Annotated in this window: 28 protein-coding genes; 7 read left to right on the forward strand and 21 right to left on the reverse strand. The window is 71.8% G+C overall.

Annotated features, from left to right (window positions below; translation table 11 throughout):
• Positions 1 to 67: 67 nt before the first annotated feature.
• The 4 genes from pyrH to HNR13_RS13095 form a co-directional block, all read right to left on the reverse strand.
• A complete protein-coding gene (gene pyrH, locus HNR13_RS13080) occupies positions 68 to 781 on the reverse strand; it encodes a UMP kinase (protein ID WP_179606390.1) in 714 nt (237 codons plus the stop codon).
• A gap of 141 nt (positions 782 to 922) precedes the next feature.
• Positions 923 to 1,753 carry a translation elongation factor Ts gene (tsf, locus tag HNR13_RS13085; RefSeq protein WP_179606392.1) on the reverse strand — a complete coding sequence of 277 codons (831 nt, stop codon included), beginning with the start codon at positions 1,751 to 1,753 and terminating at the stop codon, positions 923 to 925.
• Positions 1,754 to 1,800: 47 nt separating this feature from the next.
• Positions 1,801 to 2,706: a 30S ribosomal protein S2 gene (rpsB, locus tag HNR13_RS13090; RefSeq protein WP_179606394.1), complete on the reverse strand. Its 906-nt coding sequence runs from the start codon at positions 2,704 to 2,706 to the stop codon at positions 1,801 to 1,803.
• Between the two features lie 279 nt (positions 2,707 to 2,985).
• The gene (locus tag HNR13_RS13095; protein ID WP_179606396.1) at positions 2,986 to 4,494 is read right to left on the reverse strand and encodes a sugar porter family MFS transporter; all 1,509 of its coding nucleotides are present in this window, start codon (positions 4,492 to 4,494) and stop codon (positions 2,986 to 2,988) included.
• 965 nt (positions 4,495 to 5,459) lie between these two features.
• Here HNR13_RS13095 and HNR13_RS22045 point away from each other — a divergent pair.
• On the forward strand, positions 5,460 to 5,930 hold the full coding sequence (locus tag HNR13_RS22045; RefSeq protein WP_343063548.1) for a murein hydrolase activator EnvC family protein: 471 nt from the start codon (positions 5,460 to 5,462) through the stop codon (positions 5,928 to 5,930).
• 57 nt (positions 5,931 to 5,987) lie between these two features.
• Here HNR13_RS22045 and HNR13_RS13105 read toward each other — a convergent pair whose 3' ends face one another.
• The 10 genes from HNR13_RS13105 to HNR13_RS13150 form a co-directional block, all read right to left on the reverse strand.
• Positions 5,988 to 6,911: a tyrosine recombinase XerC gene (locus HNR13_RS13105; RefSeq protein WP_343063549.1), complete on the reverse strand. Its 924-nt coding sequence runs from the start codon at positions 6,909 to 6,911 to the stop codon at positions 5,988 to 5,990.
• Positions 6,912 to 7,337: 426 nt separating this feature from the next.
• Positions 7,338 to 8,639, reverse strand: coding sequence for a DNA-processing protein DprA (dprA, locus tag HNR13_RS13110; protein WP_179606401.1), 1,302 nt, complete (start codon positions 8,637 to 8,639; stop codon positions 7,338 to 7,340).
• On the reverse strand, positions 8,636 to 9,397 hold the full coding sequence (locus HNR13_RS13115) for a hypothetical protein (RefSeq protein WP_179606403.1): 762 nt from the start codon (positions 9,395 to 9,397) through the stop codon (positions 8,636 to 8,638). Before HNR13_RS13115 ends, dprA begins: the two co-directional genes overlap by 4 nt.
• Positions 9,398 to 10,607: 1,210 nt before the next feature.
• The gene (locus tag HNR13_RS13120) at positions 10,608 to 12,149 is read right to left on the reverse strand and encodes a YifB family Mg chelatase-like AAA ATPase (RefSeq protein ID WP_179606405.1); all 1,542 of its coding nucleotides are present in this window, start codon (positions 12,147 to 12,149) and stop codon (positions 10,608 to 10,610) included.
• Complete coding sequence (locus HNR13_RS13125; protein WP_179606408.1) at positions 12,149 to 12,505, reverse strand: YraN family protein; 357 nt, start codon at positions 12,503 to 12,505, stop codon at positions 12,149 to 12,151. The genes HNR13_RS13120 and HNR13_RS13125 overlap by 1 nt, the downstream gene beginning before the upstream one ends.
• A gap of 166 nt (positions 12,506 to 12,671) precedes the next feature.
• On the reverse strand, positions 12,672 to 12,995 hold the full coding sequence (locus HNR13_RS13130) for a DUF2469 family protein (protein ID WP_018190696.1): 324 nt from the start codon (positions 12,993 to 12,995) through the stop codon (positions 12,672 to 12,674).
• Between the two features lie 26 nt (positions 12,996 to 13,021).
• Positions 13,022 to 13,684 carry a ribonuclease HII gene (locus HNR13_RS13135; RefSeq protein ID WP_179609455.1) on the reverse strand — a complete coding sequence of 221 codons (663 nt, stop codon included), beginning with the start codon at positions 13,682 to 13,684 and terminating at the stop codon, positions 13,022 to 13,024.
• Positions 13,684 to 14,427 (reverse strand): signal peptidase I, encoded by a 744-nt coding sequence (gene lepB / locus HNR13_RS13140; RefSeq protein ID WP_179606410.1) that lies wholly within the window; start codon positions 14,425 to 14,427, stop codon positions 13,684 to 13,686. Before lepB ends, HNR13_RS13135 begins: the two co-directional genes overlap by 1 nt.
• 83 nt (positions 14,428 to 14,510) lie before the next feature.
• Complete coding sequence (rplS, locus tag HNR13_RS13145) at positions 14,511 to 14,858, reverse strand: 50S ribosomal protein L19 (protein WP_179606412.1); 348 nt, start codon at positions 14,856 to 14,858, stop codon at positions 14,511 to 14,513.
• Positions 14,859 to 15,076: 218 nt separating this feature from the next.
• Positions 15,077 to 15,571 carry a hypothetical protein gene (locus HNR13_RS13150; protein WP_179606414.1) on the reverse strand — a complete coding sequence of 165 codons (495 nt, stop codon included), beginning with the start codon at positions 15,569 to 15,571 and terminating at the stop codon, positions 15,077 to 15,079.
• Positions 15,572 to 15,685: 114 nt separating this feature from the next.
• Between HNR13_RS13150 and map the strand changes: the two genes are divergently transcribed.
• Positions 15,686 to 16,450 carry a type I methionyl aminopeptidase gene (gene map / locus HNR13_RS13155; protein ID WP_179606416.1) on the forward strand — a complete coding sequence of 255 codons (765 nt, stop codon included), beginning with the start codon at positions 15,686 to 15,688 and terminating at the stop codon, positions 16,448 to 16,450.
• A gap of 73 nt (positions 16,451 to 16,523) precedes the next feature.
• Here map and trmD read toward each other — a convergent pair whose 3' ends face one another.
• Both trmD and HNR13_RS13165 read right to left on the reverse strand, forming a co-directional pair.
• Positions 16,524 to 17,207 carry a tRNA (guanosine(37)-N1)-methyltransferase TrmD gene (gene trmD, locus HNR13_RS13160; RefSeq protein WP_179606418.1) on the reverse strand — a complete coding sequence of 228 codons (684 nt, stop codon included), beginning with the start codon at positions 17,205 to 17,207 and terminating at the stop codon, positions 16,524 to 16,526.
• Positions 17,208 to 17,217: 10 nt separating this feature from the next.
• A complete protein-coding gene (locus HNR13_RS13165) occupies positions 17,218 to 18,450 on the reverse strand; it encodes an MFS transporter (RefSeq protein WP_179606420.1) in 1,233 nt (410 codons plus the stop codon).
• 50 nt (positions 18,451 to 18,500) lie between these two features.
• Between HNR13_RS13165 and HNR13_RS13170 the strand changes: the two genes are divergently transcribed.
• Complete coding sequence (locus HNR13_RS13170; protein WP_179606422.1) at positions 18,501 to 19,175, forward strand: GntR family transcriptional regulator; 675 nt, start codon at positions 18,501 to 18,503, stop codon at positions 19,173 to 19,175.
• Between the two features lie 23 nt (positions 19,176 to 19,198).
• Here HNR13_RS13170 and HNR13_RS13175 read toward each other — a convergent pair whose 3' ends face one another.
• Genes HNR13_RS13175 through rpsP form a run of 5 tightly spaced genes read right to left on the reverse strand, consistent with a single transcriptional unit; the run spans position 19,199 to position 21,707 of the window.
• The gene (locus HNR13_RS13175) at positions 19,199 to 19,894 is read right to left on the reverse strand and encodes an alpha/beta fold hydrolase (RefSeq protein ID WP_179606424.1); all 696 of its coding nucleotides are present in this window, start codon (positions 19,892 to 19,894) and stop codon (positions 19,199 to 19,201) included.
• Between the two features lie 24 nt (positions 19,895 to 19,918).
• Positions 19,919 to 20,314: a hypothetical protein gene (locus tag HNR13_RS13180; RefSeq protein ID WP_179606426.1), complete on the reverse strand. Its 396-nt coding sequence runs from the start codon at positions 20,312 to 20,314 to the stop codon at positions 19,919 to 19,921.
• A 2-nt stretch (positions 20,315 to 20,316) separates the two neighbouring features.
• The gene (gene rimM, locus HNR13_RS13185; protein ID WP_179606428.1) at positions 20,317 to 20,976 is read right to left on the reverse strand and encodes a ribosome maturation factor RimM; all 660 of its coding nucleotides are present in this window, start codon (positions 20,974 to 20,976) and stop codon (positions 20,317 to 20,319) included.
• 1 nt (position 20,977) lies between these two features.
• A complete protein-coding gene (locus tag HNR13_RS13190; protein ID WP_179606430.1) occupies positions 20,978 to 21,208 on the reverse strand; it encodes an RNA-binding protein in 231 nt (76 codons plus the stop codon).
• 4 nt (positions 21,209 to 21,212) lie between these two features.
• On the reverse strand, positions 21,213 to 21,707 hold the full coding sequence (gene rpsP, locus HNR13_RS13195) for a 30S ribosomal protein S16 (RefSeq protein WP_179606431.1): 495 nt from the start codon (positions 21,705 to 21,707) through the stop codon (positions 21,213 to 21,215).
• Positions 21,708 to 21,913: 206 nt separating this feature from the next.
• Between rpsP and HNR13_RS13200 the strand changes: the two genes are divergently transcribed.
• From HNR13_RS13200 to HNR13_RS13215, 4 genes are all read left to right on the forward strand, one after another.
• Positions 21,914 to 23,116, forward strand: a complete 1,203-nt coding sequence (locus HNR13_RS13200) for a glutamate--cysteine ligase (RefSeq protein ID WP_179609457.1) — start codon at positions 21,914 to 21,916, stop codon at positions 23,114 to 23,116.
• 44 nt (positions 23,117 to 23,160) lie between these two features.
• Positions 23,161 to 23,835, forward strand: coding sequence for an SGNH/GDSL hydrolase family protein (locus HNR13_RS13205; protein ID WP_179606433.1), 675 nt, complete (start codon positions 23,161 to 23,163; stop codon positions 23,833 to 23,835).
• 47 nt (positions 23,836 to 23,882) lie between these two features.
• Complete coding sequence (locus tag HNR13_RS13210) at positions 23,883 to 24,554, forward strand: SGNH/GDSL hydrolase family protein (RefSeq protein WP_343063550.1); 672 nt, start codon at positions 23,883 to 23,885, stop codon at positions 24,552 to 24,554.
• A 76-nt stretch (positions 24,555 to 24,630) separates the two neighbouring features.
• A complete protein-coding gene (locus HNR13_RS13215) occupies positions 24,631 to 25,323 on the forward strand; it encodes an SGNH/GDSL hydrolase family protein (RefSeq protein ID WP_343063551.1) in 693 nt (230 codons plus the stop codon).
• Positions 25,324 to 25,328: the final 5 nt, after the last annotated feature.

Below are 25,328 nucleotides of genomic sequence, written 5' to 3' on the forward strand. Positions count from 1 at the left end.
GTCTAGGGCCAGGCCGCCCGGCGGCCCGTGCACCGCAGGGCACCCCGGCACCGCGGGCGCGCCCGCGTCAGCCGAGCAGCGTGCCGATCTCGGCGCCGAGCAGCGCGGCGGTGACGTTGCCGGCCGGCTCGATGCCGAAGATGCGCATCGGCATGCCGTTGTCCATGCACAGGCTGAGCGCCGTCGAGTCGACCGCCTTGAGGCCCTGCTGCAGGGCGTCCTGGTGGCTGATCTGGTCGATCTTGCGCGCGTCCGGGTTGGTGCGCGGGTCGGCGTCGTACATGCCGTCCACACCGTTCTTGGCGACCAGCACCACGTCGGCGCTGATCTCCAGCGCGCGCTGCGCGGCCACCGTGTCGGTGGAGAAGTAGGGCAGGCCGGCGCCGGCGCCGAAGATGACGACGCGGCCCTTCTCGAGGTGGCGCTCCGCGCGGCGCGGGATGTAGGGCTCCGCCACCTGGGTCATCGCGATCGCGGACTGCACCCGGGTCTCCGCTCCCGCCTGCTCGAGGAAGTCCTGCAGGGCCAGCGAGTTCATGACGGTGCCGAGCATGCCCATGTAGTCGGCGCGCCCGCGGTCCATGCCGCGCTGCGACAGCTCGGCGCCGCGGAAGAAGTTGCCTCCGCCCACCACGATCGCGATCTCCACATCCTCCGCCGCCTGGGCGATCTCGCGGGCGATGCTGCTGACGATGTCGGGGTTGACCCCGAGCTGACCGCCGCCGAAAGCCTCACCGGAGAGTTTCAGAAGGACCCTGCGTCTGTGAGTGGCTGCCGTCATGTGTGTAGGAGTCCTTCCGTGTGTGTCGTTAACGCTAATGCGTGCCCCACCGCCTGAACAGGGACGGCGGGCACAGAAAAAGGCAGGCACAGAAAAGGAGTCCGGATCGTGAACCACGATCCGGACTCCTTCATGCCTGGGTCAGGCGCCGACCTTGAAGCGGGCGAAGCCCGAGATGGTCAGACCCGAGTCCTTGAGGACCTGGGCGATGGTCAGCTTGTTGTCGCGGGCGTACTCCTGCTCGAGCAGGGCGACCTGCTTGAAGTAGGCGCCGAGGCGACCCTCGATGATCTTCGGCAGGGCGGCCTCCGGCTTGCCCTCGTTGCGCGAGATCTCCTCGACGATGCGACGCTCGTTCTCGACCTCTTCGGCCGGGACGTCCTCACGGGTGAGGTAGGTCGGGTTCGCGAAGGAGATGTGCTGCGCGATGCTGCGGGCGGTCTCCGCGTCGGCGCCGGCGTAGCCCACGACCACGCCGACCTGCGGGGGCAGGTCCTTGGAGGTCTTGTGCAGGTAGATCGCGAAGTTCTCGCCCGAGACGACGGCGATGCGGCGGAGCTCCACCTTCTCGCCGAGGATCGCGGCCTCGTCACCGATGAGCTCGGCGACGGTCTGCGACCCGGCGGGGGCGGCCAGCGCCTCCTCGACGGTGGTGGCGCCCGCGGCGGCGGCCGCGTCGAGCACCTTGTCGGCGAGGGCGATGAACTTCTCGCCCTTCGCGACGAAGTCGGTCTCGCAGGCGAGCTCGATCATCGTCGCGGTGCCGTTGCCGTTCTCCTTCGCGGCCACGAGGCCCTCGGAGGTGGAGCGGTCGGCGCGCTTCGCGTTGCCCTTGGCGCCCTTGAGGCGGAGGATCTCGGTCGCCTTCTCGATGTCGCCACCGGCCTCCTCGAGGGCCTTCTTGGTGTCGACCATTCCGGTGCCGAGCTGCTCGCGCAGGGCCTTGATGTCAGCGATGCTGATGTTTGCCATGTTCTGACTGGAACCTTCTGACTCGAAGTTGTTGGTGAGGGAGGTGGTTACTTGGCCTCGGCGTCCGCGTCGGCGTCCGCCTCGCCCTCGGCCACGACCTCGGCGGAGTCCGCCTTGGCCTCGGCGAGGTCGGCGTCGGCCGCCTTCTCGGTCTCGGCGGACGCCTGGACCTCGTCCTGCGCCGCGCTATCGGTGGACTGCGCGAGGAGCTCCTGCTCCCACTCGGCCAGCGGCTCGGCCTGCTCGGAGCCCTCTTCCGGCTTCTGGTGACGCTGGATGAGGCCCTCGGCCGCGGCGTCGGCGACGATGCGGGTGAGGAGCGTGACGGAGCGGATGGCGTCGTCGTTGCCCGGGATCGGGTACTGGACCTCGTCCGGGTCGCAGTTCGTGTCGAGGATGGCGATGACCGGGATGCCCAGCTTCTTCGCCTCGTCGATCGCGAGGTGCTCCTTCTTGGTGTCCACGACCCAGATGGCGCTCGGGGTCTTGGCCAGGTTGCGGATGCCGCCGAGCGACTTGTGGAGCTTGTCCAGCTCGCGCTTCTTGATCAGCAGCTCCTTCTTGGTGAAGCCGCTGGTGGTGCCCTCGAAGTCGAGCTCCTCGAGCTCCTTCATGCGGGCGAGGCGCTTGGACACGGTCTGGAAGTTGGTCAGCAGACCGCCCAGCCAGCGCTGGTTCACGTAGGGCTGGCCCACGCGGGTCGCCTGCTCGGCGATCGCCTGCTGCGCCTGCTTCTTGGTGCCGACGAAGAGGATGGTGCCGCCGTGGGCGACGGTCTCGCGCACGAACTCGTAGGTCTTGTCGATGTAGGCGAGCGACTGCTGCAGGTCGATGATGTAGCTGCCCGAGCGCTCGGTGAGGATGAAGCGCTTCATCTTCGGGTTCCAGCGGCGGGTCTGGTGTCCGAAGTGGACGCCGCTGTCGAGCAGCTGGCGCATGGTGACGACGGCCATTGCCGTACTCCTGTCTTGCGCGCCCGGCCTCACGGCGGGGTCGCGACTCTCGGTTGTCCAGCGACGGCCGGTCGGTCGCCGCTCCTGGTGCCCCGCGCCGCTCCGCACCCGCGGCTCCGCACGGCTGACCGTGGTGGAGGGCGGGAGACCGGTGGAGAAGCGCACACCCTCGGGAGAGGATGTTCCGGACACGCGTAGTCACTCCGACATGCGGAGTGCAGAAGACATCCTAGCAGGAACCCGGCCCCCGCCGGTGCGGCGGCGGGGGCATCGACAGGCTCAGGCGCGCGGGACGGTGTCTCCCGACGAGCGCACCTGCGGCCCGCGGCTGCGCCCGGCGTTGGCGAACAGCGTCTCGGCGTGCTCCAGCGCCATCCCGTTCGTCTCCGGCACCTTGAAGAAGACGAAGAAGAACGAGAGGGCCGCGAAGACGGCGTACATCCCGTAGGTGAACGGGAGCGAGAAGTCCGACATCGGCGGGAAGGAGACCGTGACGAGGAAGTTCGCGATCCACTGGGCGGATGCCGCGACGCCGAGCGCGGCACCGCGGATGCGCGGCGGGAAGATCTCGCCGAGAAGCACCCACACCAGCGGGCCCCAGGACGCGCCGAAGCAGATCACGAACACGTTCGCCGCGATGAGCGCGATCGGGCCCCACGGGTTCGGGAGGGTGACCGCGCCCGCGGCCTTGTGCGCGAAGCTGAACGAGAGCGCCATCACCGCCAGCGAGATCGCCATGCCGACCGAGCCGGTGAGCAGGATCGGCCGCCGTCCCACCCGGTCCACCAGCAGGATGGCCACGATCGTGACCACCACATTGGTGACCGAGGTGATGACGGTGATGAGCAGCGAGTTGCTCTCGGTGAAGCCGACCGCCTTCCAGAGCGTGGTCGAGTAGTAGAAGATCACGTTGATGCCGACGAACTGCTGGAACACGGACAGGATGATGCCGATCCAGACGATCGGTTTCAGCCCGAAGCGGTTGCCGCGCAGCGTGCCCTTCGCGCCCTCCTTGTCCTCCTCGATGGCCTGCTCGATGTCGCGCACCTGCCGGTCGACGTCCTCCTCGGGGACGAGCGTGGCGAAGATCGCCCGCGCCTCGTCGTGCCGGCCGGTGGAGAGCAGGTACCGCGGCGACTCCGGCAGGATCAGCGCCAGGATGCCGTAGACGACGGACGGGATCACGCCGACGAGGAACATCCACCGCCACGCTTCCAGCCCCAGCCAGAGCTGGTTGGCTGCGGCGCCCGCCGCGCCGGCGAGCAGCGCGTCCGACAGCAGCGCCACGAAGATACCGATCGTGATGGCGAGCTGCTGCAGCGATGCCAGTCCGCCGCGGCGCTGCTTCGGCGCGATCTCGGCGATGTACGCCGGCGCCACCACGGACGCGATGCCGATCCCGAGACCGCCGATGATGCGCCAGAAGCCGAGATCCCAGACGGAGAAGGAGAGACCGGCACCGATCGAGCTCGCGAGGAAGAGGACCGCGCCGATGAGCATCACCCGGATGCGGCCCCACCGGTCGGCGAGGCGCCCGGCGACGTAGGCGCCGACCGCGCAGCCGAGCAGGGCGATGGCGACGATGAAACCGGTGACGAACGCGTTCAGAGCGAAGTGGTGCTGGATGGAGTCGACGGCCCCGTTGATGACGGACGAGTCGAAACCGAACAGGAACCCGCCGACCGCCGCCGCGGTCGCGAGCCCGACGACTTTGCGCCGCATGGCCGCCGTGGGCTGAGGAACGGACTCGTCCTCTCGTTCTGACCGTGAGCTGCGTTGATCGGACATGGGACCCCTCCTCGATTGTCCGGCGCCCGCGGTACGCGGACGGCGGAACGTGCGCTGGTCACGGTACGCCGCATCCCGCGCGCGCATAAGGACTCCTCCACAGCGGCGGGGGTGGGAGGGGGTTTGCACGGGTTTGGTTGCGGTGGGGGTCGGAGGTGGGGTGGCGCGGGAGGGTTGGGGGGTTGGCGGAGTGGATGTGGAGCGGGATGGGTGTCGAGCGGGACGGGTGTCGAGCGGGACGGGTGTCGAGCGGACCAGGCGTCGATCGGAACGAGTGTCGAGCGGGATGGGTGTCGAGCGGGATGGGCGTCGAGCGGAACGAGTGTCGAGCGGAACGAGCGTCGAGCGGAACGAGCGTCGAGCGAACGAGTGTCGAGCGAAACGAGTGTCGAGCGGAACGAGTGTCGAGCGGGATGGGCGTCGAGCGGGATGGGCGTCGAGCGGGATGGGCGTCGAGCGGAATGGGCGTCGAGCGGAATGGGCGCCGAGCGGGCTGAGTGTCGAGCGGAATGGACAGCGTGCGCTCGGTGGCGGGCGGTCCAGCGCGTGATCGCCGCGGCAGCGGAGGGAATGTGCCGGTGATCGGAAGCGAGAACGTCAAGGGCCGGACCGGCGGGTGCGCTCCAGTCGACGAGGCAGACAGTCTTCGACGGAGCCGATCCCGGTGGTGCACTCCTGCGAGGGCTGGGCACGGTCCCTCGAAACGGCGGCGCAGGGCGGAGGCGCTCGCGGTCGCGGCGTCAGCAGGGGTGCTGGCGGCGGTGCTCGGAGGCGGTTCCCCGGCGGCGGTGCTCGGAGCGGCTCCGCCAGCCGCGAGCACCGCCGCTCCCCCGACAACGGTGCGTGAAGGTGGTCCCGCATCGGCAGCGCTCAGAGCCGGACCCCCGGCAGGTGTGCTCGATGTCGCTCCCCCGGCGAGGGTACTCGGAGGCGGTCTCCCGCCAGCGTCCGCCTCCGTGGCGGCGGTGTCGGACGCTACCGGGGTCGAGCGCGCCGCGCCCGACGACCGGGCGCGGGCGTCGGCGCGCTGGTCCTGGCCGGTCACGCCGGTCCGTGTGACCGAGGCGTACGCGGCTCCACCGTCGCCGTACGCCGCAGGCCATCGCGGGATCGATCTGGCGGCTCTTCCGGGGACCACGGTCACGGCGCCTTCCGACGCGACTGTCCACTTCGTTGGCGTGGTGGTGGACCGGCCCGTGCTCACCCTGGACCACGGTTCCGGCGTGCTGTCCTCCTATGAACCTCTCGCGGCCGAGGGCCTGGCGGAGGGAGACCAGGTCGCGCGCGGGGCCGTGCTGGGCATCGTCGGCGAGGGGGCGCACTGCTCGGGGGTGTGCCTGCACGTCGGCGTCCGCGTGAACGGGGAGTATGTGTCCCCGCTGCTGTTCTTCGACCGGGTGCCGCACTCGGTGCTGCTGCCGCTCGGGCGGCGATGAACCGGCGCGTCGCGGCGCGGTTTCCCGCCGTCGCTCATCCGAGCGGGTGGCGATCGCTCAGGCGCGCGGGTGGGCGATGCGGTAGGTCTCCTTGAGGCGCTCGCTGGAGACGTGCGTGTAGATCTGGGTCGTGCCGAGGCTGGCGTGCCCGAGGATCTCCTGCACCGCACGGAGGTCGGCGCCCCCGTCGAGCAGGTGGGTGGCGGCCGTGTGCCGGAGCGTGTGCGGCCCGGCCGGCCCGCCTCCGGGGAGATCGACGAGCAGTGAGGCGACCAGCTGGTAGACCGCGCGCGTCCCGAGCCGGCCGCCGCGTGCGCCGAGCAGCAGCGCCGGCCCCGAGCGCTCGGTCGCCAGCGCCGGCCGTGCGACCGCCAGGTAGCGGCCGACGGCGCGCAGCGCGGGCACGCCGAATGGGACGACCCGCTCCTTGTCGCCCTTTCCGACGACGCGCAGCGTCAGCCGCTCGACATCGACGTCGTCGACATCGAGCCCGGTGAGCTCGCTCACCCGGATCCCCGCCGCGTAGAGCAGCTCGATGACCACCACGTCCCGGATCGCGCCCGGGTCGCCGTCCTCCGCCCGCGCCGCGAGCCCGTCGAGGAGGGAGTCGATCTGCGCGCGCGTGATGACCCGCGGCAGATGCTTGTCGGCTTTCGGCGCGCGCAGCCGCGCCGCAGGGTCGGCCGCTCCCGGCGCCGCCCCGGCGACGTCCGAACTCTGGGCGTTCCACCCGCTGAACCCCCGCACCGCCGCCGACCGCCGGGCGAGCGTGGCCTTCGCGAGCTCCTGCTGCGCCCCCTCCCATAACCAGTCCCGAAACAGGTCGAGGCTGAGCTCGTCCGTCCCCGTCACCCCGCGCGCAGCGGCGAACCGCTCGAACTGCGCGAGATCCGACCGGTAGGCCCGCACCGTCTGCTGCGAGTACCCGCGCTCCACCGCCAGGTGGCGCAGGTAGCCGTCGACGGCGAGCCGGAGGTTCACTCCCCCAGCATCCGCCATCCGCGCCGGCGCGCGCGGCGGGACGCACCGGACGGCGTGGATTCGGGTGACGGGCGGTGGGCGGCACGCGAGCTCGGCACGGAGTCGGGTGACGCGATGCGGATGCGGGTCGCGAGGGCGGTACGGACTCGGCCGTTGACTGTGAGGCGGGCCGCGAACGCTGCGTGGCATGGGCCACGGGCGGCGGCCCGATCGCAAGCACTGCGTGGCCTGGGCATGGAGCGAGCGCGACGTGGAGTTGAGCGCCGGACAGCGGGGCGAGTGGCGACGGCGGCGTGGATCGGGGCCGCCGTGGCAGATCGCGAGCACAACGCGGACTCGGACGCGTGAGGCGGCGGGCGGCCGCGCGCGACGTGAGCTCGGGCGCTGGGCGGCAGCCCAGTCGCGACGGCGGCGCGGATGGGGGCGTCACGTGACCTGAGCCGCCAGCCGGCCCGCCGCGCGGACTCGCGTGGCGGAGGGCAGGCAAGCGCGGCGCCGACTTGAGCACCGACCGCGGGGCGGGTTGCGAACGCGGCGTGGAGCCCGGCGGGCCGTCCGCGCGCCACCCCTGCAGTGGCGACGGACGACCCGCCCAGCCGAACACCAACAGCCGCTCCACTGCACCTGCTTCCCGGGCGGCCCGCGCTCGATCTCCTCGGCTGTGTCGTCGTCCTCGTCGCCCTCGGCCGGTCCGAGCCGGGCACCCATCGGCTCGGCCAGTTCGGCCATCTCGTCGGGGGTGGTGACGCAGATCGCGCCGTACTCCCGGATCAGCCGGTGGCAGCCCGCCGAGGACGCCGAGGTGATGGGTCCAGGAACGGCGCCGAGCGGGCGACCGAGCTGGGCGGCGTGGCCCGCGGTGTTGAGCGAGCCGGAGCGCGCGCCGGCCTCCACGACGACGGTCGCGGTGCCGACGGCGGCGATCAGCCGGTTGCGCATGAGGAAGCGCCAGCGGGTCGGGGTCGAGCCGGGTGGCAGTTCGGCGACCAGGAGCCCGTCCCGGGCGATCCTGCGCAGCAGGTCGTCGTTCCCGGCCGGGTACAGCCGGTCGACGCCGCCGGCCAGGAAGGCGACGGTGACCTGGTCGCTGGCCAGCGTCGCCCGGTGCGCCGCGGCGTCGACGCCGTACGCGCCGCCCGACACGATCGCGAACCCGCGGTCGCTCAGCCCCGCCGCGCTCTCGAGTGCGACATGCTCGCCGTAGCCGCTCGCCGCCCGCGCGCCCACCAGGGCGACGGAACGCTCCAGGCGGGAGAGCCGGGCGGGATCGCCGCGGATCCACAGGGTGAGCGGCATCCCGAACTCGAGGTCGTCCAGCGAGGACGGCCAGGCCGGATGCTCCGGCGTGACCAGTCGGGCGCCGAGGCGGGCCGCCCGTTGCAGCGGAGCGTGCAGCGATCCCCGCGGGAGGCGTCCGCGCCAGCGCTCCAGCGCGTCCCGGATCCGTTCGGACGGAACGACCGCGGACGTGTCCGCCTCCAGGAGCGCACGGCGCACGGCCTGCGGCGTGGCGTCGCCGGTCACCGCGCTCAGGGTGCGTGCCGCGCCGAGCCTCGAGACGAGCAGCGCTGCGTCGGTGTCCCCCGGCTCGCACGCCGCCGACAGGGCGGTGCGGGCGACAGCCGCGACCGCCGCGTGCTCGTCCGGGAACGGGAGTCCGTCGGAGACCGCGCCGATCAGGCGGCTGAGTTCGCGGGAGCTCAGCCCGGGAATCGTGTCGGAGATCATCGGCCGGCCTTGAGGTCGCGGAGGTGGATGACGGTCCCGGAGGTGCGCACGGCCTCGGCACCGGGTGAGCGAGCTGAACCGCGGAGGTCGATGACGTTCGCTGGAGTGCGTTCGATGCTGCTCTCGCGAGCGCGACCGAAATCGCGGAGGTCGGTGACCTTCGCCTCCAGGCGACCGATCCCCGCCCCGGGCGAGCGTCTCGAGCCGTAGAGGTCGATGACAGTACCCGAACGGTCGTCAGCACCGGCTGCAGGCGAACAACCCGACGAGTGAAAGTCGATTTCCGTACCCGAGCGGTCGTCAGCACCGGCCTCGGGCGAACGTCCCGAGGCGCGGAAGTCGATAACGTTCTCCGGGGTGCGATCGCCGTTAGGGACAGGGGGCCGCGCCGAAACGCGCGCCTCGTCGGCTCGTTCCGCGGGGTTCGACCCGCGTCTTGCTGTGGTGTCGGGCGAGCCGACCGCTTCGCGTGGATGGCTTTCCGACGCACTCGGAGACGGGGTTTCACCTCGTTCGCGAAGCTGGATGCGAACGCCGTCGCGTCGACGCCTGCGCATGCTGTCGAGGTGAGCCGCGGCTCGTCCACGGTGGCCACCACCGGAAGCGTCTGGGCCGGCAGCGCCGAGAGTACGTCGCAGTTCGCGCACGCGGTCGCGCATGAACACGAGAGGCTGCGCGTCCTGGTCCGCGCCGGGTGGTGGTTCGGCGTTGCCGTCGCCGTCCCCGGCACGCGGACCGCCACGCGTCAGCTGCCACACCGCGCAACGGTCGCACGTCCCCGCTCTCATCGTTCCCGGCCGGTCGCGGTCGTCCCGCCGGTCGTCGGCGTCACGGTTCAACAGTCCTTCCCATACTCGTGGGCGCGCCGGATCGTCACCTCCGCCCACGTACGAGACCTCGGCGCGAATGCGGCTGGGGTGGCCATCAGCTCCATCCGTGTCTGGCTGAGTGCCTCGTCCTCGTTCGCCTCCGTGACCGCGGCGTCGACGGATTGCCGACTTCTCGCCGTGCGGGAAGTCCGCTCTCGAATCCTCGTTGTGCTCCACGTGCCCCTCCCCTGGGTACTCACGATCGCGAGGGTCGCGACCGTCCTGTTGTGTGTCGTCGGTGGGCGTCAGTACGGTCCGCGTCGGGAACGTACTGGCGCACGAAAGTTCTGTGTGCATGTCTCCTGCCCTGCGGGTTCGGAGGCAGGAACCTGGTGCGCAAGCACCTCCGGCGTAGACGCCTGGTCCGTCGCGCGCTCCTGCGCACGTACCTCCCGCGCAACCGCTCCCCGCATACACGCCTGGTGCGTCGCGCGGTCCGGTGCAGGAACCTCCCGCGCATCCGCCTCCCGCCCGCACACCCGGTGTGCTGCGACCCCCGGTGCAGGAACCTCGCGCCCCCAGCCCTCCTCATATACGCCGGGCGCGTCGCGCGGCCCGGGGCCGGAACCTCCCGCATGACGGCTGGCGTCAGATACGCCTGGTGTGCTGCGTGCACCGGCGGAGGAGCTACGGGCGCAACCGCCTCCCGCGCAGGCACCTGGTGTTCTGCCTGCTCCGGCGCAGGGACCCCCCGCGCAACCGCTCGCGGCACATACGGCTGGTGTGTCACGCGGTCCGGTGCGCGAACCTCCCGCACACGCGCCTGCTGCGTCGCGTGCTCCGGTGCTGGGACCTCCTGCGCGACCGCCTCCTGCGTGAACGCCTCGTGTGTCACGCGGTCCGGTGCACGAAACTCCCGCGCACGCGCGTGCTGTGTCGCGTGCTCCGGTGCTGGGACCTCGTGCGCGACCGCCTCCTGCGCGAACGCCTCGTGTGTCGCCCGGTCCGGTGTGGGAACATCCCGCGCAACCGCGTCCCGCGCCCGCGCCCGCGCCCGCGGTATCGCGTGTTCCGGCGCAGAAGCCTCCCGCGCACGCACCTAGTGCCCTACGCGCTCCACGCGCTCCCACGCAGAAGCCAAAACACCTCGCCACCCCGCTCACGCCCCGACGCCCCGTCTCAGGTAGAGCGCCCGTCCGAGGTGGTCCGCGATCGGGCTGGTGGCGCCGTCGAGGTCGGCGAGGGTCCAGGCGAGGCGGAGGGTGCGGTCGTAGCCGCGCATGGTGAGGGCGCCGCGTTCCAGGGCTCGGTCGAGGGCGGCGCGGGCGTGCGCGGGGACGTGGCGTTCGGGGGCGCGGAGCCAGGAGCCGGCGGCCTGGGAGTTGAGCGTCCAGCCGGTGCCGGCCAGGCGGGCGCGGGCGGCGGCGCGGGCCTGTTCCACGTGGTGGCGGAGGTCGGCACTCGCGCGAGCCCGGCCGGGCTCGTGGGAGGCCACCCGCAGCGCGCCCAGCCCGAGGCGGCGCACGGTGAGGTGGATGTCGACGCGGTCCAGAAGGGGGCCGGAAAGTCGGGCGAAGTAGCGGCGGCGGGCGGCGGGGGTGCAGCTGCACTCCTCGTCGGCCGAGCCGTGGCGGCCGCACGGGCACGGGTTGGAGGCGAGGACGAGCTGGAAGCGGGCCGGAAAGGTGGCGGCCCCGATCGAGCGGTGGACGACGATCGACCCGGACTCCAGGGGCTGGCGCAGGGCGTCGAGCACGCGCGGCGGGAACTCGGCGGCTTCGTCCAGGAAGAGGACGCCGTTGCTCGCGCGCGCGATGGCGCCGGGGACGAGCCGGGCGCTCCCGCCGCCGACGAGGGCGGCGGTGGACGCGGTGTGGTGGGGCGCCTCGAACGGCGGCCGGCGGACGAGGCCGCCGCCGACTCCCCTGCCCGCGAGGGACTGGATGGACGTCGACTCCAAGGACTGCTCGACGGTGAGGTCCGGCAGCAGAGACGGGAGGCGGCGAGCCAGCATGGTCTTGCCGGCGCCGGGAGGCCCGACCATCGAGACGTTGTGGCCGCCGGCGGCCGCGGCGACGAACGCGTCGACGGCGTCGTCGTTGCCGGCGACGTCGGCCATGTCCGGCTCGTCCAGCGGCGGCCCGGTCTCGTCGGCGACGGGGACAGGCTCCTCGTCGACCGGGTCGAGCTCGGCTCCGTGGGCGATCGCGGCGGCGCGCAGCCCGACGACCGGCACCACCTCGATGCCGTCGACCAGCTCTGCCTCCTCGGCGTTGGCGGTCGGCACCAGGACCCGGGCGAAGCCGGCGTCCCGCGCGGCGAGCACCGCAGGCAGCACGCCGGGCACCGGCCGGAGCCGGCCGTCGAGGCCGAGCTCGCCGAGGTGGACGGCCGCCGCCGCAGAGCCGGCAGGGATCTCGCCGGACGCGGCCAGCGCCGCCACCGCGATCGCGAGATCGAAGCCGGAGCCCTGCTTGCGCAGCGACGCGGGCGACAGGTTCACGGTCAGCTTGCGCTGGGTGAGCGCGCAGCCGGCGTTGGCCGCGGCGGACGACACGCGCTTGCGGGACTCACCCAGGGCGGCGTCGGGGAGCCCGATCAGCACGAACGCCGGGAGCCCGGCCGAGATGTCGGCCTCGACCTCCACGATGTCGCCGCGCACGCCCGTGAGCGCCACGGCGAAGGTGCGTGCGACGGTCATCACACCACCCCGGCGAGGTGCTCGATGGACGGTGTGACGTTCCAGGCGTCGAGCACGGCGATCGCGTCGATCCTGGTCTCGCCGCGGACCGGCCCGTAGGCGCGACACCATTCGGCGACGAGACGGCGCAGCCGTGCCGCCTTCTCCCCCGTGATCGCCTCGAACGGATGCCCGAACGCGGTCGAACTGCGGGTCTTGACCTCCACGAACACCGTCAGGCGCGCGCGGCGCGCGATCAGGTCGAGCTCACCCTCCGCGCAGCGCCAGTTGCGGTGCAGCAGCGTGAAGCCCTGATCTTCGAGCCAGTCCGCCGCCACGTCCTCGCCGCGGCGGCCCAGTCGGTCCTTCTCTGCCATGATTCCTCCCGCGACCAGACTCGTCGGAGAGGGGACCGCGGAGACGCCCGCGCGAGAATCTGTGGAGAAGTCGCCGGCTCAGAAAACGGTGCAGAAAATCAGCACAGCAGCCAGCGCAGACAACCGGCAGCGGCCGGCGCAGAAACCGGCACTACCCGCCCCGAACTCACTCGTCGAGCGCGAGCTCCTTCGGCAGCTCGAACTCCTTGCTGGAGAGCTCCTCGATGTTCACATCCTTGAACGTGAGCACGCGAACGGACTTCACGAACCGGTCGGCGCGGTAGACATCCCACACCCAGACGTCGTTCATCGTCAGCTCGAAGTAGAAGTCGTGCTCCGTGTCGCGGCGCACGAACTCCACCTCGTTCGCGAGGTAGAAGCGGCGCTCGGTCTCGATCACGTATTTGAACTGCGAGACGACGTCCCGGTATTCGCGATACAAAGCCAGCTCGACCTCGCGGTCGTAGTCGTCGAACTCGTCCTCATCCATCGTTCGACAAGTCTAGCCGTGACGCCTCAGGTCGGCATGTCGAGGGTCGCGAGGTCTTTCAGCCAGGTCAGCCGGTGCAGCGCGCTCGGCCCGAGCTCGGCGATCGCGGCGAAGTGCTCCGGCGTCGAGTACCCCTTGTTGCTCACCCAGCCGTAGCCCGGGTAGTCCACGTCGTGGCCGATCATCAGGCGGTCCCGGTGCACCTTGGCGATCACGGACGCCGCGGCCACCGACGCGCAGTCCCGGTCGGCCTTGATCCGGGTGACGACCCGCGCCGGACGCATCAGCGCCGGGTTGAGGTAGTCGTAGTTGCCGTCGAGGATGAGCGTGCTGTCGCGCACCTCGGCGCCCTGCTCCTCCAGAGCCGCGAGCGCGCGTGCGCCGGCGAGGCCGAGGCACCGCATGATGCCGAGGGAGTCGACCTCCTCGGCGGAGGCGAGACCCACGGCGTGGAAGAGCGACCACCTCCGGCAGGCCGGCTCGAGCGCCTCGCGGACCGGCTCCGGCAGCAGCTTGGAATCGCGCAGCCCCGGCGGGATGCGCTTGACGCCGGTGTCGATGACCACCATGCCGACCGCGACCGGGCCGGCGAGGGCCCCGCGGCCGACCTCGTCGACCGCCACGATCGAGGTGACGCCGTCGCGGTACAGCGCCTTCTCGAAGCGCAGCGTCGGCGTGACCGGGGTCATCATTCCTTCTTCTCCTCCACGCCTCTGAAGACTTCAGGATAATCCGTCAGCCATGTCCATCTGCCCACCGGCCAGCTGATCACTGCCGCCCGGCCGACCACGTGGTCGAGGGGCACGAAGCCGTGACCGGGCAGCGCCTGGTTGCGCGAGGAGTCCTGCGAGTCGTAGCGGTTGTCCCCCATCACCCAGATGCGCCCCTTCGGCACCGTGACGTCGAACGCGAGGGTGGCGGCGTTCTTCTGGCCGGGCGGGAGCACGATGTAGGGCTCGACGATCGCCGTCCCGTTCACCGTGATCCGGCCGGAGGCGTCGCAACAGACGACGTGGTCGCCCGGAAGTCCGATGAGCCGCTTGACCAGGTGGTCGTCGCTGTCGGAGGCGGACAGCCCGACGAACGTCAGCGCCGTGTCCGCCGCCTGGGCCAGCGGATTGCGCGCCACCGGCGGCGACTTCGGCAGCCAACCGCCCGGGTCGCGGAACACGACGACGTCGCCGCGGCTCAGCGGGAACACCGATGGCTGGAGCTCGTTGACGAGGATCTTGTCGTTGATCTGGAGGGTGTTCTCCATCGACCCCGACGGGATGTAGAACGACCGCACCACGAACGTCTTCACCAGGAACGCGACCAGCAATGCGATGACGACGACGACGAGCACGTCGCGCGCGAACAGCAGGCCGCTGCGCCTGCCGCGCGCTCCGCCCGCCACCCGGTCGGATCGCGTGGGCAGTGTCTCGTCCGTCATCCAACCCGCCTGGCCTCGTTAACCGCCTGAGCTCCCGGTCCAGTGTAGGTCCGGGAGCTCAGGATGAGTCGCGCGCGAAACGCTCAGTTCTCGCGCTTCTCCTTGATCTTCGCCTTCTTGCCGCGCAGCTCGCGGAGGTAGTACAGCTTGGCGCGACGGACGTCACCGCGGGTGACGACCTCGATGTGGTCGATGACCGGGGAGTGCACCGGGAAGGTGCGCTCGACGCCGACCTGGAAGCTGACCTTGCGGACCGTGAAGGTCTCGCGGACGCCTTCGCCCGAGCGGCCGATCACGACGCCCTGGAAGACCTGGATACGAGAGCGGCTGCCCTCGATGATGTTGACGTGCACCTTGACGGTGTCGCCGGCACGGAACGCGGGGATGTCCGACTTGAGGGACGCGGCGTCCACCTGATCGAGGATGTGCATTGCTGTTCGCTCTCTGTACCCGCCGGCAGGTCGGGGACGGATTCGGGGCCACCGGGCGCATGCGCGCTGCGCACACGGACGGACGACCGGGATTCGATTGGGTGTGCTCGCTCGATTTGCTGGCTCCCCTGCGGCAGAGCCGGGCGGCGGCACGAACAACCATTCTGCCACGCGCGAGGCCCTATTGCCAAAGCGCGGCGGTGACGGCGCGCGGAGGGTCAGTCCTCGCGGTGCTCCTCGATGACGATGACGTCCGCGTCGTCCACGACCGGGCCTTCGGGACGGCGCACCTGCGACGGCTGCGCGACCTGCTGGTAGGCGGCGTAGGTGACCGCGACGCGGTCGCGCGTCTCGGTGACCAGCTCCCACAGCCCGACCCAGAACAGCCCGAGGAAGAACAGCACGCCGAGCACCGCGAGCCAGCCCGTGGCGCCGGGCGGGAAGAACCCGAAGGCGATGATGGAGGCGCTCCACCCGGCGAGGAGCCCGGTGTCGTACCAGGAGACCGCGCGCCTGTCCCTGACGCTCTTGCGCGCCATCAGGATGCCGCCGATGGCGAGCAGCGCGACGAACAGGATGGGGCACAGCACGAGCAGCCCGACGAACGTCCAGCCGCTGCCCGAGTGGAACGCGGCCCAGCCGATCAGCAGCCAGACCGGCAGGACGACGGCGGACGGGAAGAGCCACCAGTAGAACGCCTTGCGGATGAACACGCGACCAGCGTAACCGCGCGCGGCTGTGCGGCGGCTAGGGGTTCGCCCACGGCGGACTGAACGCCGCCGCCGCATGGAAGACTGGACACACCCCACCAGAGAAGAGGACTCCCCGTGATCGAGCTGAGGACCCCCGCCGAGATCGAGCAGATGCGGCCGGCCGGCCGTTTCGTGGCGGAGGTGCTGGCCGAGACCGCCGCGGCGGCGAAGGTCGGCGTGAACCTCCTGGAGCTGGACCGCATCGCGCACGAGCTGATCCGCAGCCGCGGCGCCGAGTCCTGCTACATCGACTACCACCCGTCGTTCGGTGCGAGCCCGTTCGGCAAGGTGATCTGCACGTCGGTCAACGACGCCGTGCTGCACGGCCTCCCGCACGACTACCGCCTGCGCGACGGCGACCTGCTCAGCCTGGACTTCGCGGCGAGCGTGGACGGCTGGGTGGCCGACTCCGCGGTGAGCCTCGTCGTCGGCTCCGCGCGCGACGAGGACCTGCGCCTGATCGACACCACCCGGCGCGCGCTGACCGCGGGGATCGCCGCGGCGCAGCCCGGCGGCCGGGTGGGCGACATCTCGGCGGCGATCGCCGCCGTGGCGCACTCCGAGGGGTACTCGGTGAACACGCAGTTCGGCGGCCACGGCGTCGGCCGGACGATGCACGGCGACCCGCACATCCCGAACGACGGCCGCGCCGGCCGCGGCTTCCCGCTGCGGCCCGGGCTCGTCATCGCGATCGAGCCGTGGTTCCTGGAGACCACCGACGAGATCTTCACCGACCCCGACGGCTGGACCCTGCGCTCCGCCGACGGCTCGCGCGGCGCCCACTCCGAGCACACCGTCGCCATCACCGAGTCGGGTCCGCTCATCCTCAGCGCCCCCTGATCACCCGCCGAGTACGCCCGAAATCAGGCGAAAACGCTCGAGTACGCGGATAATCTGCGTACTCGGCGGTTGACTACGGGAGGAGGTCGGGGCGGACGCGGGCGGTGCGGGCGACGGACTGCTCGCGGCGCCAGGCCTCGATCGCGCCGTGGTTGCCGGAGAGCAGGACCGGCGGGACCTCGTGGCCGCGCCACTGCGCCGGCTTGGTGTACGACGGGTACTCCAGCAGGCCGTCCTCGTGCGACTCCTGGACCAGGCTCTCCGGGTTGCCCACGACGCCGGGGATGAGCCTCCCGATCGCCTCGATCATCGCCATCGTGGCCACCTCGCCGCCGTTGAGGACGTAGTCGCCGATGCTCACCAGCCGCACCCGCGCTCGGCCGGCGTACTCGTCGAACACCCGCTGGTCGATGCCCTCGTAGCGGCCGCAGCCGAACACGAGGTGGGACTCCGCCGCGAGCTCGCGGGCGGTCGCCTGGGTGAAGACCTCGCCGGCCGGCGACGGGAACACCAGCACCGGGTCGTCGGCGCCGTCGAGGATCCCGTCCAGCGCCTCGCCCCAGGGCTCCGGCTTCATGACCATGCCGGCGCCGCCACCGTACGGGGTGTCGTCCACGGTGCGGTGCCGGTCGTGGGTGTGGTCGCGCAGGTCGTGCACGCCGAGCGTGATGATGCCCGCCTGCCGCGCCTTGCCGAGCAGCGAGATGTCCAGCACATCGAAGAAGGTCGGGAAGATCGTGACGATGTCGATGCGCATGGAGGGAATTCTATTCGGGGACGACCGCGAGCTCCCGATCGCGCGGGACCAGCGGGGCCGCGATCGCAGGGCACACGGCGACCGCGGCGAACGCGAGCGGGAAGCCGATCCAGCCGATGAGCGCGCCCACGGCCGGTCCGACGACCGACGCCGCGAGGAACTGTCCGGTGTTCTGCGCGCCGAGCGCCCGTCCGGACCAGAACGGCCCGGCGATCTCCGCGACCGAGGTGTAGGCGAGGCCGTTGTCGGCGACGGTCACGACGGCGGCGACGATCAGAATGACCGCGGCGGCCACCGATCCGAGCGCGGAGGCGGCGCCCATCAACAGCATGACCGCGACGGCGGCGACCGAGACCCAGCGCAGCGGAACGAGGTGCGAGCCGACCCGGTCGCTCAGCACGCCGATCCCGATCCGGCCGAGCGCCCCGGCGAACTGGCTGACCGCGATGACGACGCCGGCGGCGAGCGAGCCGAAGTGCAGCTCGGTGACCAGCCAGACCAGCCCGAACGTGGACACCGTGAACTGCGGCACGACCAGGAGCATCGACACAACGTGGATCCGCCAGAGCAGGGAGGTCTCGCGGTACGGCCGCCATGCGGCCTGCGGGTGCGTCTCCTCCCCCTCAGCGGCACGCCGCGGCGGCCGGGGCGGGTCGACGATCCCGACCGCGCAGAGCACGGCCGAGACACCGCACAGCACGGCGGGGACGGCGAGTGCCGCCGCGATCCCGGCGGAGGCGGCCAGCAGCGGGACGCTGATCGCGGCGATGGCGACGCCCAGCGGCTGGCACATCTGCCGGATGCCCATCGCCAGGCCGCGCCGCTCCTTGGGGAACCAGCCGATGACGACGCGGCCGCTCGCCGCGTTGGGGCTGGCGGCGGCCATCCCGCCGACGAGGAACAGGGCGCCGAGCGCGAGGTAGGACGAGACGAACATGGCGCCGACCGCGGCGGCCGCCGTCAGCGCGAGGCCGGAGGCGATCACCCAGCGCTCGCCGATCCGGTCGCTGAGCGCTCCCCAGGCGATCAGGGCGAGCACCAGCCCGAGCGTCGGCGCGGAGGCCAGCAGCCCGGCCTGGGCGAGGCTGAGCCCGCGCTCGGTGTGCAGCAGCGGGATCAGGAAGGCGGGGGTCGAGACGAACACCGTCGAGCTCGCCTGGCCGAGCACGCCGAGAGCGAGCATGAGCCACGGGCGGGGTGTCCTGGTCGGCTGCTCGGTCTCTTCTCGCACATTTCGGCTCATGCGGTATACCCTAACGGTATACCGGCTTGGTATACCAACGAAGGAGCCCGATGCCCGAGCAGCCCCACGTCTACGAGCGCCTCCGCTCCGCGATCCTCGACCTGGAGCGCGTGCCCGGCTCCCGCATCACCGAGCGCGGACTGGAGGCCGAGTTCGGCGCCTCCCGCACCCCGCTGCGCGCGGCGCTGATGCGGCTCGAGACCGAGGGGCTGGTGCGGCGCGACGGCCGCGCCTGGGAGGTCTCCCCCATCGACCTCGGCGAGATCGCCCGGCTGAGCGAGCTCCGCGACGCGGTCGAGAGCGCGGCGGTGCGGCTCAGCGCCGCCCGGGCGTCGGACGACGCACTGCGGGCACTGCGCGACGACCTCGGCGCCTATGACCCGGACCGGCGCAACGAGGACGCCGTCGGCGCGGGGGCGGACTTCCACGTGCGCCTCGCCGCCCTCAGCGGCAACCACTTCTTCGCCGACACGGTTTCGTCCGCGATGACCCGGCTCGCCCGCACCCGGTGGCTGGAGGTCCGCACGGCGGACGCCAGGCGCACGGCGCGGGAGGAGCACCGCACGATCGTCGACCAGCTCGCGGCGCGGGACGCCGACGCCGCAGCGGACAGCATCCACCGGCACATCGTCGGGACGCACGAGCGGTTGCTGGCGGCCCTGGACGCGGACGCCCGGCTGCTGCGGGCGCGCGGGCTCGCGATCGTGGGCCCGCGGGCGGAGTAGCGCGCAGGCGGGGAGCCCGGGCCTCAGCCGACCTCGGCCAGGAACGCCGCGACCCGGTCGGCGACCACCGCACGCGCCGACGTCAGCGGGGCCCGATGGCCGCCGGGAAACCAGTCGAGCCGCGAGCCGCGGATCCCCGCGCGCAGCTCCTCCACCAGCGCCGGCGTGGCGACCGTGTCGGCCCGGCCGGCCAGTACGAGTGTCGGCGCCCGCACCTCGGCAAGCCTCCCGCGCGCATCATAGCCGCGCGACGCGGCGCGCTGACGCCGGAACGCGAACGCAGGCTGCCGGGGCTTCGGACCGACCGGGAGGTACGGTGCGACCGCCATCAGGAGGGAGCGCCGCCGCTCCGGCGGGCGCGCGCCGGTCGCCAGCAGCACGAGGCTCCGCACCGCAGAAGGCCTGTCCAGCGCGAGCTGCAGCGCGATCCTGCCGCCGAGCGAGTAGCCGAGCACGTCGACCGGCACGACGCCGGCGGCCTCCGCGACGGCCGCGGCGTCCTCCGCGAGGACGGGGATGGAGTAGGGCTCGTCGGGCTTGTCGCTGAGCCCGGCGCCCCGGTTGTCGACCGCGATCACGGCGAAGCGCTCGGCGAAGGCCTCGATGAATGGAGCCGCGTCGGCGATCGACACCCCCAGACCGAGGAGAAGGAGCAGCGGTCTCCCCGAACCGCTCACCTCGAAGTGGATGCGGACGCCGCCGTTGCGCGCGAAGGGCATGCCACAACGGTAGGCGCGACAGCGCTAGGAGCGCAGCAGGTCCGCCCCGGTGCGCAGCGGCACGGTCGCGCCGACGTAGACCTCCGGCACGTCGGTGACGAGCGCGTCGCCGTGCAGGACGGTGAGCGCGAGGTACTCGGCGGCATAGGTGTCCGGCAGGTCGAGCTCCGCGGCCAGCCGCCAGGCGGTCTTGCGCAGCACGCGGTCGCCGAGGAGCCGGATCGGGAGCCGGTCGACGGCCGCGATCAGCGTGCGGGCCGCGCGGTCGTCGCGGTCGCCGGACACGACGGACGCGCGCAGCAGCGCGAGGACCTGGGAGCGCAGCAGCGTGGGCGCCAGGAGCTCGTCGCCGGCCGCCGGGACGAAACCGGCCTCCGCCAGCTCGAGGGCGGCGGAGGCGTCGATCACGTAGTGCGCCACGATCAGTCCTCGTCGGTCTCCTGATCGGCAGCCGGCTCGGCCGACTCGGCCGGTTCGGCCGCGTCCCCGGGAGCAGGCTCGTCGTCGTCGGGCAGCTCCTCGAACAGCCCGGCAGGCGGGGTGAGGGTGACGGTCCCGGCGGCGATGTCCACCTCGGGGACGATCGCCTTCACGAACGGCACGAGGACCTCCCCGTCAGAGGTGCGGACGACCAGCAGGTCCTGTGCGGGCAGGTGGTCGACCCGTGCCACGGTGCCGACCTCCACGCCGTCGCGGCGCGCGCTCAGGCCGACCAGCTGGTGGTCGTACCAGGCGTCCTCCTCCTCGGGGAGCTGCTTGGAGTCCTGGCTCACCCAGAGGATGGCCTTGACCAGCGTCTCGGCCTCGGTGCGGTCGTCCACGCCGGCGAAGAAGCCGACCGGGTGACCGTTGTACCAGCGGAGCTCGGTGAGCTCGATGGTCTTGCCGTGCCATTTTGAGGCCGTGGGCACCTGGAGGGTGAACACAGCGCCGGGAATGAAGCGGCGCTCCGGCTCGTCCGTGAACAGCTCGAGCTTGAGAGCGCCCTTCAGGCCGTGCGCCTTGGTCAGCCGGCCCACGCGCAGCTCGGTCTGACCCGGCCGCGGAGCGACCTCCTTGCGGGGCAGCTTGTGGTCCGCCACCTCAGTCGTCGACGACGTCGACGCGGACGCGGCGGCCGTCGGCCAGCGCTGCCACGATGGTGCGGAGGGCCTTGGCGGTCCGGCCGGAGCGGCCGATGACCCGCCCGAGGTCCTCGGGGTTCACTCGAACCTCGAGGACCTCGCCACGCGGCGAACCCTTGGCCACGACGTGCACGTCGTCCGGGTGGTCGACGATGCCCTTGACCAGGTGCGTGAGAGCGGGAGCGAGCACGGTGTTACGCGTTCTCGCCGTCGGCCTCTGCGGCCTCTTCGGTGATCTCTTCCGCCTCGGCGACGACCTCGGCCTCAGCGGCCTCCTCGGCCTCGACCTCGGCCTCGACCTCGGCCTCGACGACGGCCTCCGCCTTGGCGACGGTCTCGTCCTTCTTCGGCTTGAGGACCGGCTTCTTCTTCTCGTCGGCGACGAAGGTCTCCTTGGCCTCGGCCGTCTTCACGGTCGAGACGGCGTCCTTGTCGCCCTTGAACTTGCCCCAGTCGCCGGTGAGCTTCAGCAGCACGAGCACCTGCTCGGACGGCTGGGCGCCGACGCCGAGCCAGTACTGCGCGCGCTCGGAGTCGACCTCGATGCGCGAGGGCTCCTCGGTCGGGTGGTACAGACCGATCTCCTCGATCACGCGGCCGTCGCGCTTGGTGCGCGAGTCGGCGACGACGATGCGGTAGTACGGAGCGCGGATCTTGCCCAGGCGCTTCAGACGGATTTTGACAGCCACAATTCTCCTGTGTTGACGTCCGGGACCCCGCTGGGGTTCCGGTGGATTCGTTGTCGAACTGACTGCCGTGGGCGTGGGGGCACACGCGGCAGGAGGTCTATTGTTCGTCCGCCGTGCCGGATAGAGGGTCGGGCACGTCGAACTCAACTAGATATTCTGTCAGAAAAGCGCTCGCAATGAACAATCGGACGGACGGGGTCACCAGGATGCAGATCCAATTCGCAGAGTCCGAGCGCTCCACTGTCGGGATCGAGTGGGAGCTGGCGCTGGTCGACGGCGCGACGGGCGACCTGGTGCAGATCGCCGACGAGGTGCTGCGCGAGCTCGGCACGCCGGACGGCCGGGAGCACCCGCAGATCACGCACGAGCTGCTGCTCAACACGATCGAGCTGGTGAGCCGCGTCCACCGCACGGTGCCGGCCGCCATCACCGATCTCCAGGAGCTGATGGCGCTGACCCGCGAGGTCACCGACCCGCTCGGTGTGGAGCTGATGTGCGCGGGGACGCATCCCTTCGCCCAGTGGTACGACCAGAAGGTCACCCCGAACGAGCGCTACGACCGGCTGCTCGACCGCACGCAGTGGTGGGGCAGGCAGATGATGATCTGGGGCATTCACGTGCACGTCGGGATCGACGACCGAGAGAAGGCGCTCCCGATCGTGAACGGCCTGCTCACCTACTACCCGCACCTGCAGGCGCTGAGCGCGTCCAGCCCGTTCTGGGCGGGGGCGCGCACCGGCTACGCGTCGAACCGCGCGCTGATGTTCCAGCAGCTGCCGACCGCAGGCCTGCCCTGGCAGTTCGGCACCTGGGCGAACTACGAGGAGTACGTGCAGGACCTCGTCACCACCGGCGTGGTGGAGGATCACTCGGAGGTGCGCTGGGACATCCGGCCGTCGCCGCGCTGGGGCACCGTCGAGATGCGCGCCTGCGACGGGCTGTCGACCGCCGACGAGGTGGGGGCGGTCGGCGCGCTGATCCACTGCCTGACGGACCGGATGTCCGGCGACCTGGACGACGGCGTGGAGCCCGTCACACTGCAGCCCTGGTTCGTGCGCGAGAACAAGTGGCGCGCGGCGCGCTACGGGCTCGACGCCGAGATCATCGTCGCCCCGGACGGGACGGAGCGCCTGGTGCGCGACCAGCTCCTCCAGCTCGTGGACGAGCTCGGCGACACGGCCGAGCGGCTGGGCTGCGCGGCCGAGCTCGCGGCCGTCGCCGACGTGCTGGACGCCGGGGCGAGCTACCAGCGGCAGCTCGCCGTGGCGGAGGCGAACGGCGGCAGCCTGCAGGCCGTGGTGAGCTCGCTCACCCACGAGCTGCGCAGCGGGCTGGACCGGACACCGCGGGGGTCCGGCCCGGGAGACGCAGTGGGTACGGGAAACTCGACAGGCGCAGGAGGCTCATAAGCGTGCATAGGGCATCCATAGACTTCTCCCCTAGGCTCGGAGGCATGTTCCACCACAGGCCCCTCGCCACCGTCGCCACAGCGCTCGCCGCGCTGCTGCTCGGGACGGTCGCCCTGAGCGGATGCGCGTCCGCCTCCTCGCAACTCTCGGTCGGCGCCACCGTCCCGGCCGGCAAGCACCCCGTCGTCGCGATCGTCGGCGACTCCATCGAGTCCGGGATGGGCCTGGAGCCGTTCGAGGCCTGGCCCGCCCTCGTCGCCGTCGACCGGCGCTGGGGCCTGGAGAACTTCAGCGAGCCGGGAGCCGGCTTCGTCGCGATCGGCGCGAGCAACACCGACTTCAACGGCCAGATCGATCAGGCGATCGCCGCAAAGGCGAACGTCGTGCTGATCGGCGCGTCCGACAACGACCTCGGCCAGGACACCGCCACCGTCGCCAAGGCGATGTCGGCAGCGGTCGAACGCCTCAGCGACGCGCTGCCGAAGGCCCACCTGGTCGGCTACAACGCCCTCACCGGCGAAGCCAGCGACAGCGACCTCGCTCCCCTCAACGACGCCCTGAAGCAGGCCGTGACCGCGGCGGGCGGCACGTGGATCGACCTCGGCCAGCCGTACCGCGGCCAGCTCGGCCTGGTGCAGGACGACGGCGAGCATCCCACGCTCGAAGGCCAGCAGGCGATCGCATCGGTCGTGCTGTCCCGCCTCGACGGGATCGTATGACGGCTCCGTCACGACGTGACGGTCGTGCGCGCCGTTTCGCGGCCGCCGTGGCGGTCGCCTCGGCGCTCGCGCTGACCGGCTGCTCCGCGTTCTCGGAGGCGGCGCCCGCGGCCCGGCCGACGGCGACCGCCACGCCGACGCAGCCGACCGCGGTCGCGATCGGCGACTCCATCGCGATCGGGTTCGGCGTCCCGGCCGACGACGCCTGGCCGCTCCTCGCGGCGGGCCGGCTGGGCTGGAACCTCACCGACCTCGCCGAGGGCGGCGCCGGGTTCACCAAGCCCGGCGTCAACAGCCACGAGTTCGACGACCAGGTGAGCGCGGCGATCCGGCTGCGCCCGCAGGTCGTCGTCATCGCCGCGACCCGCAACGACGCCGCGACCGCGGCAGCGGCTCCATCGACGGTGAGGCAGGCCACCCGGGCGGCGATCGACCGGCTGGCCACAGCGCTCCCCGACAGCACGATCATCGGTCTCGGCTCGGTCTGGGGCGCGACGCCGGCACCTGCCGCCGCGAACGTGCTCGACGGCGCTCTGAAGGACGCCGTGCTCGCGGCGGGCGGCCACTGGCTCAGTCTCGGCCAGACCTTCCTCGGGCACCCCGACCTGTTGCAGGGAGACGGGATCCACCCGAACAGCGCGGGCCAGTTGCTGCTCGCGAAGGCGGTCGCCGACGCGATCGCGCACGCCCGGATCGAGCCGGGTCCGGCCCAGAGCTGACCGCCCGTCACGGCAGCGGCCACGCCCGGGCCGCCTCCACAGCGATCTGTCAGTCTCGGCGGTCTACCCTCACTCCGTGCCCACCCGTGTCCGCCTGATCGCCGTCGTCGCGACCGCCGTCGCCGCCGTCGTCCTCGCGGGCTGCTCCTCGGCCGTCGCCGCGCGCCCGGTCGCCGCGGACGGGTCTGCGGTCGCCGCCCCTGCGGCGCGCTCGAAGCCGCAGGTCGTCGCGATCGGCGACTCGATCGCGTTCGGCAAGGGCGTCCGCCCCGATCAGGCGTGGCCGGCGCTCGTCGCGGCGCAGCACGGCTGGGCGCTCACCGATCTCGCCGTCTCCGGGTCCGGGTTCGTCAAGCCGGGTTGGAACGGCGACACCTACCGCGACCAGGTGGCCACCGCGCTCGGCCTGCACCCCGACTACATCCTGATCGCGGCCACCCGCAACGACCGCACGCAGGACCCGGCCCTCGTCGCCTCCTCGGCGGATGAGCTGCTGGGTGAGCTGCACGACACCTTCCCGCGCGCCAGAATCATCGGCATCACGACCGTGTGGGGCGCCGACGCTCCCCCGGCGACGGTCGCGACGGTCAACGGCATCGTGGAGCGGGCGGTCACCGGCGTCGGCGGCACCTTCCTCGACATCGGCTACCCGCTCGCAGGGCGCCCGGAGCTGGTGCAGGCGGACGGCATCCACCCCAACGCGGCCGGGGAACGCGCCGTCGCGAAGGTCATCGAGGACCGGCTGGCTCCGCTCGGCGTGACGTCCTAGCGGTC

The sequence above is a fragment of the Leifsonia shinshuensis genome (genome assembly GCF_013410375.1).
Taxonomy (GTDB): domain Bacteria; phylum Actinomycetota; class Actinomycetes; order Actinomycetales; family Microbacteriaceae; genus Leifsonia; species Leifsonia shinshuensis.

Excerpts from the sequence above, each read along its gene's own strand:
- tsf (WP_179606392.1), bottom strand. The coding sequence starts at position 1,753 with ATGGCAAACATCAGCATCGCTGACATCAAGGCCCTGCGCGAGCAGCTC.
- trmD (WP_179606418.1), bottom strand. The coding sequence starts at position 17,207 with ATGCGCATCGACATCGTCACGATCTTCCCGACCTTCTTCGATGTGCTG.
- HNR13_RS13135 (WP_179609455.1), bottom strand. The coding sequence starts at position 13,684 with ATGACCCCGGTCACGCCGACGCTGCGCTTCGAGAAGGCGCTGTACCGC.
- HNR13_RS13130 (WP_018190696.1), bottom strand. The coding sequence starts at position 12,995 with ATGGATGAGGACGAGTTCGACGACTACGACCGCGAGGTCGAGCTGGCT.
- rpsB (WP_179606394.1), bottom strand. The coding sequence starts at position 2,706 with ATGGCCGTCGTCACCATGCGCCAGCTGCTCGACAGCGGCGTCCACTTC.
- HNR13_RS13170 (WP_179606422.1), top strand. The coding sequence starts at position 18,501 with ATGCCCGAGCAGCCCCACGTCTACGAGCGCCTCCGCTCCGCGATCCTC.
- HNR13_RS13095 (WP_179606396.1), bottom strand. The coding sequence starts at position 4,494 with ATGTCCGATCAACGCAGCTCACGGTCAGAACGAGAGGACGAGTCCGTT.
- HNR13_RS13205 (WP_179606433.1), top strand. The coding sequence starts at position 23,161 with ATGTTCCACCACAGGCCCCTCGCCACCGTCGCCACAGCGCTCGCCGCG.
- pyrH (WP_179606390.1), bottom strand. The coding sequence starts at position 781 with ATGACGGCAGCCACTCACAGACGCAGGGTCCTTCTGAAACTCTCCGGT.
- dprA (WP_179606401.1), bottom strand. The coding sequence starts at position 8,639 with ATGATCTCCGACACGATTCCCGGGCTGAGCTCCCGCGAACTCAGCCGC.
- rplS (WP_179606412.1), bottom strand. The coding sequence starts at position 14,858 with ATGCACATCCTCGATCAGGTGGACGCCGCGTCCCTCAAGTCGGACATC.
- HNR13_RS13175 (WP_179606424.1), bottom strand. The coding sequence starts at position 19,894 with ATGCCCTTCGCGCGCAACGGCGGCGTCCGCATCCACTTCGAGGTGAGC.
- lepB (WP_179606410.1), bottom strand. The coding sequence starts at position 14,427 with ATGACGGACGAGACACTGCCCACGCGATCCGACCGGGTGGCGGGCGGA.
- HNR13_RS13200 (WP_179609457.1), top strand. The coding sequence starts at position 21,914 with ATGCAGATCCAATTCGCAGAGTCCGAGCGCTCCACTGTCGGGATCGAG.
- HNR13_RS13120 (WP_179606405.1), bottom strand. The coding sequence starts at position 12,149 with ATGACCGTCGCACGCACCTTCGCCGTGGCGCTCACGGGCGTGCGCGGC.
- HNR13_RS13165 (WP_179606420.1), bottom strand. The coding sequence starts at position 18,450 with ATGAGCCGAAATGTGCGAGAAGAGACCGAGCAGCCGACCAGGACACCC.
- HNR13_RS13125 (WP_179606408.1), bottom strand. The coding sequence starts at position 12,505 with ATGGCAGAGAAGGACCGACTGGGCCGCCGCGGCGAGGACGTGGCGGCG.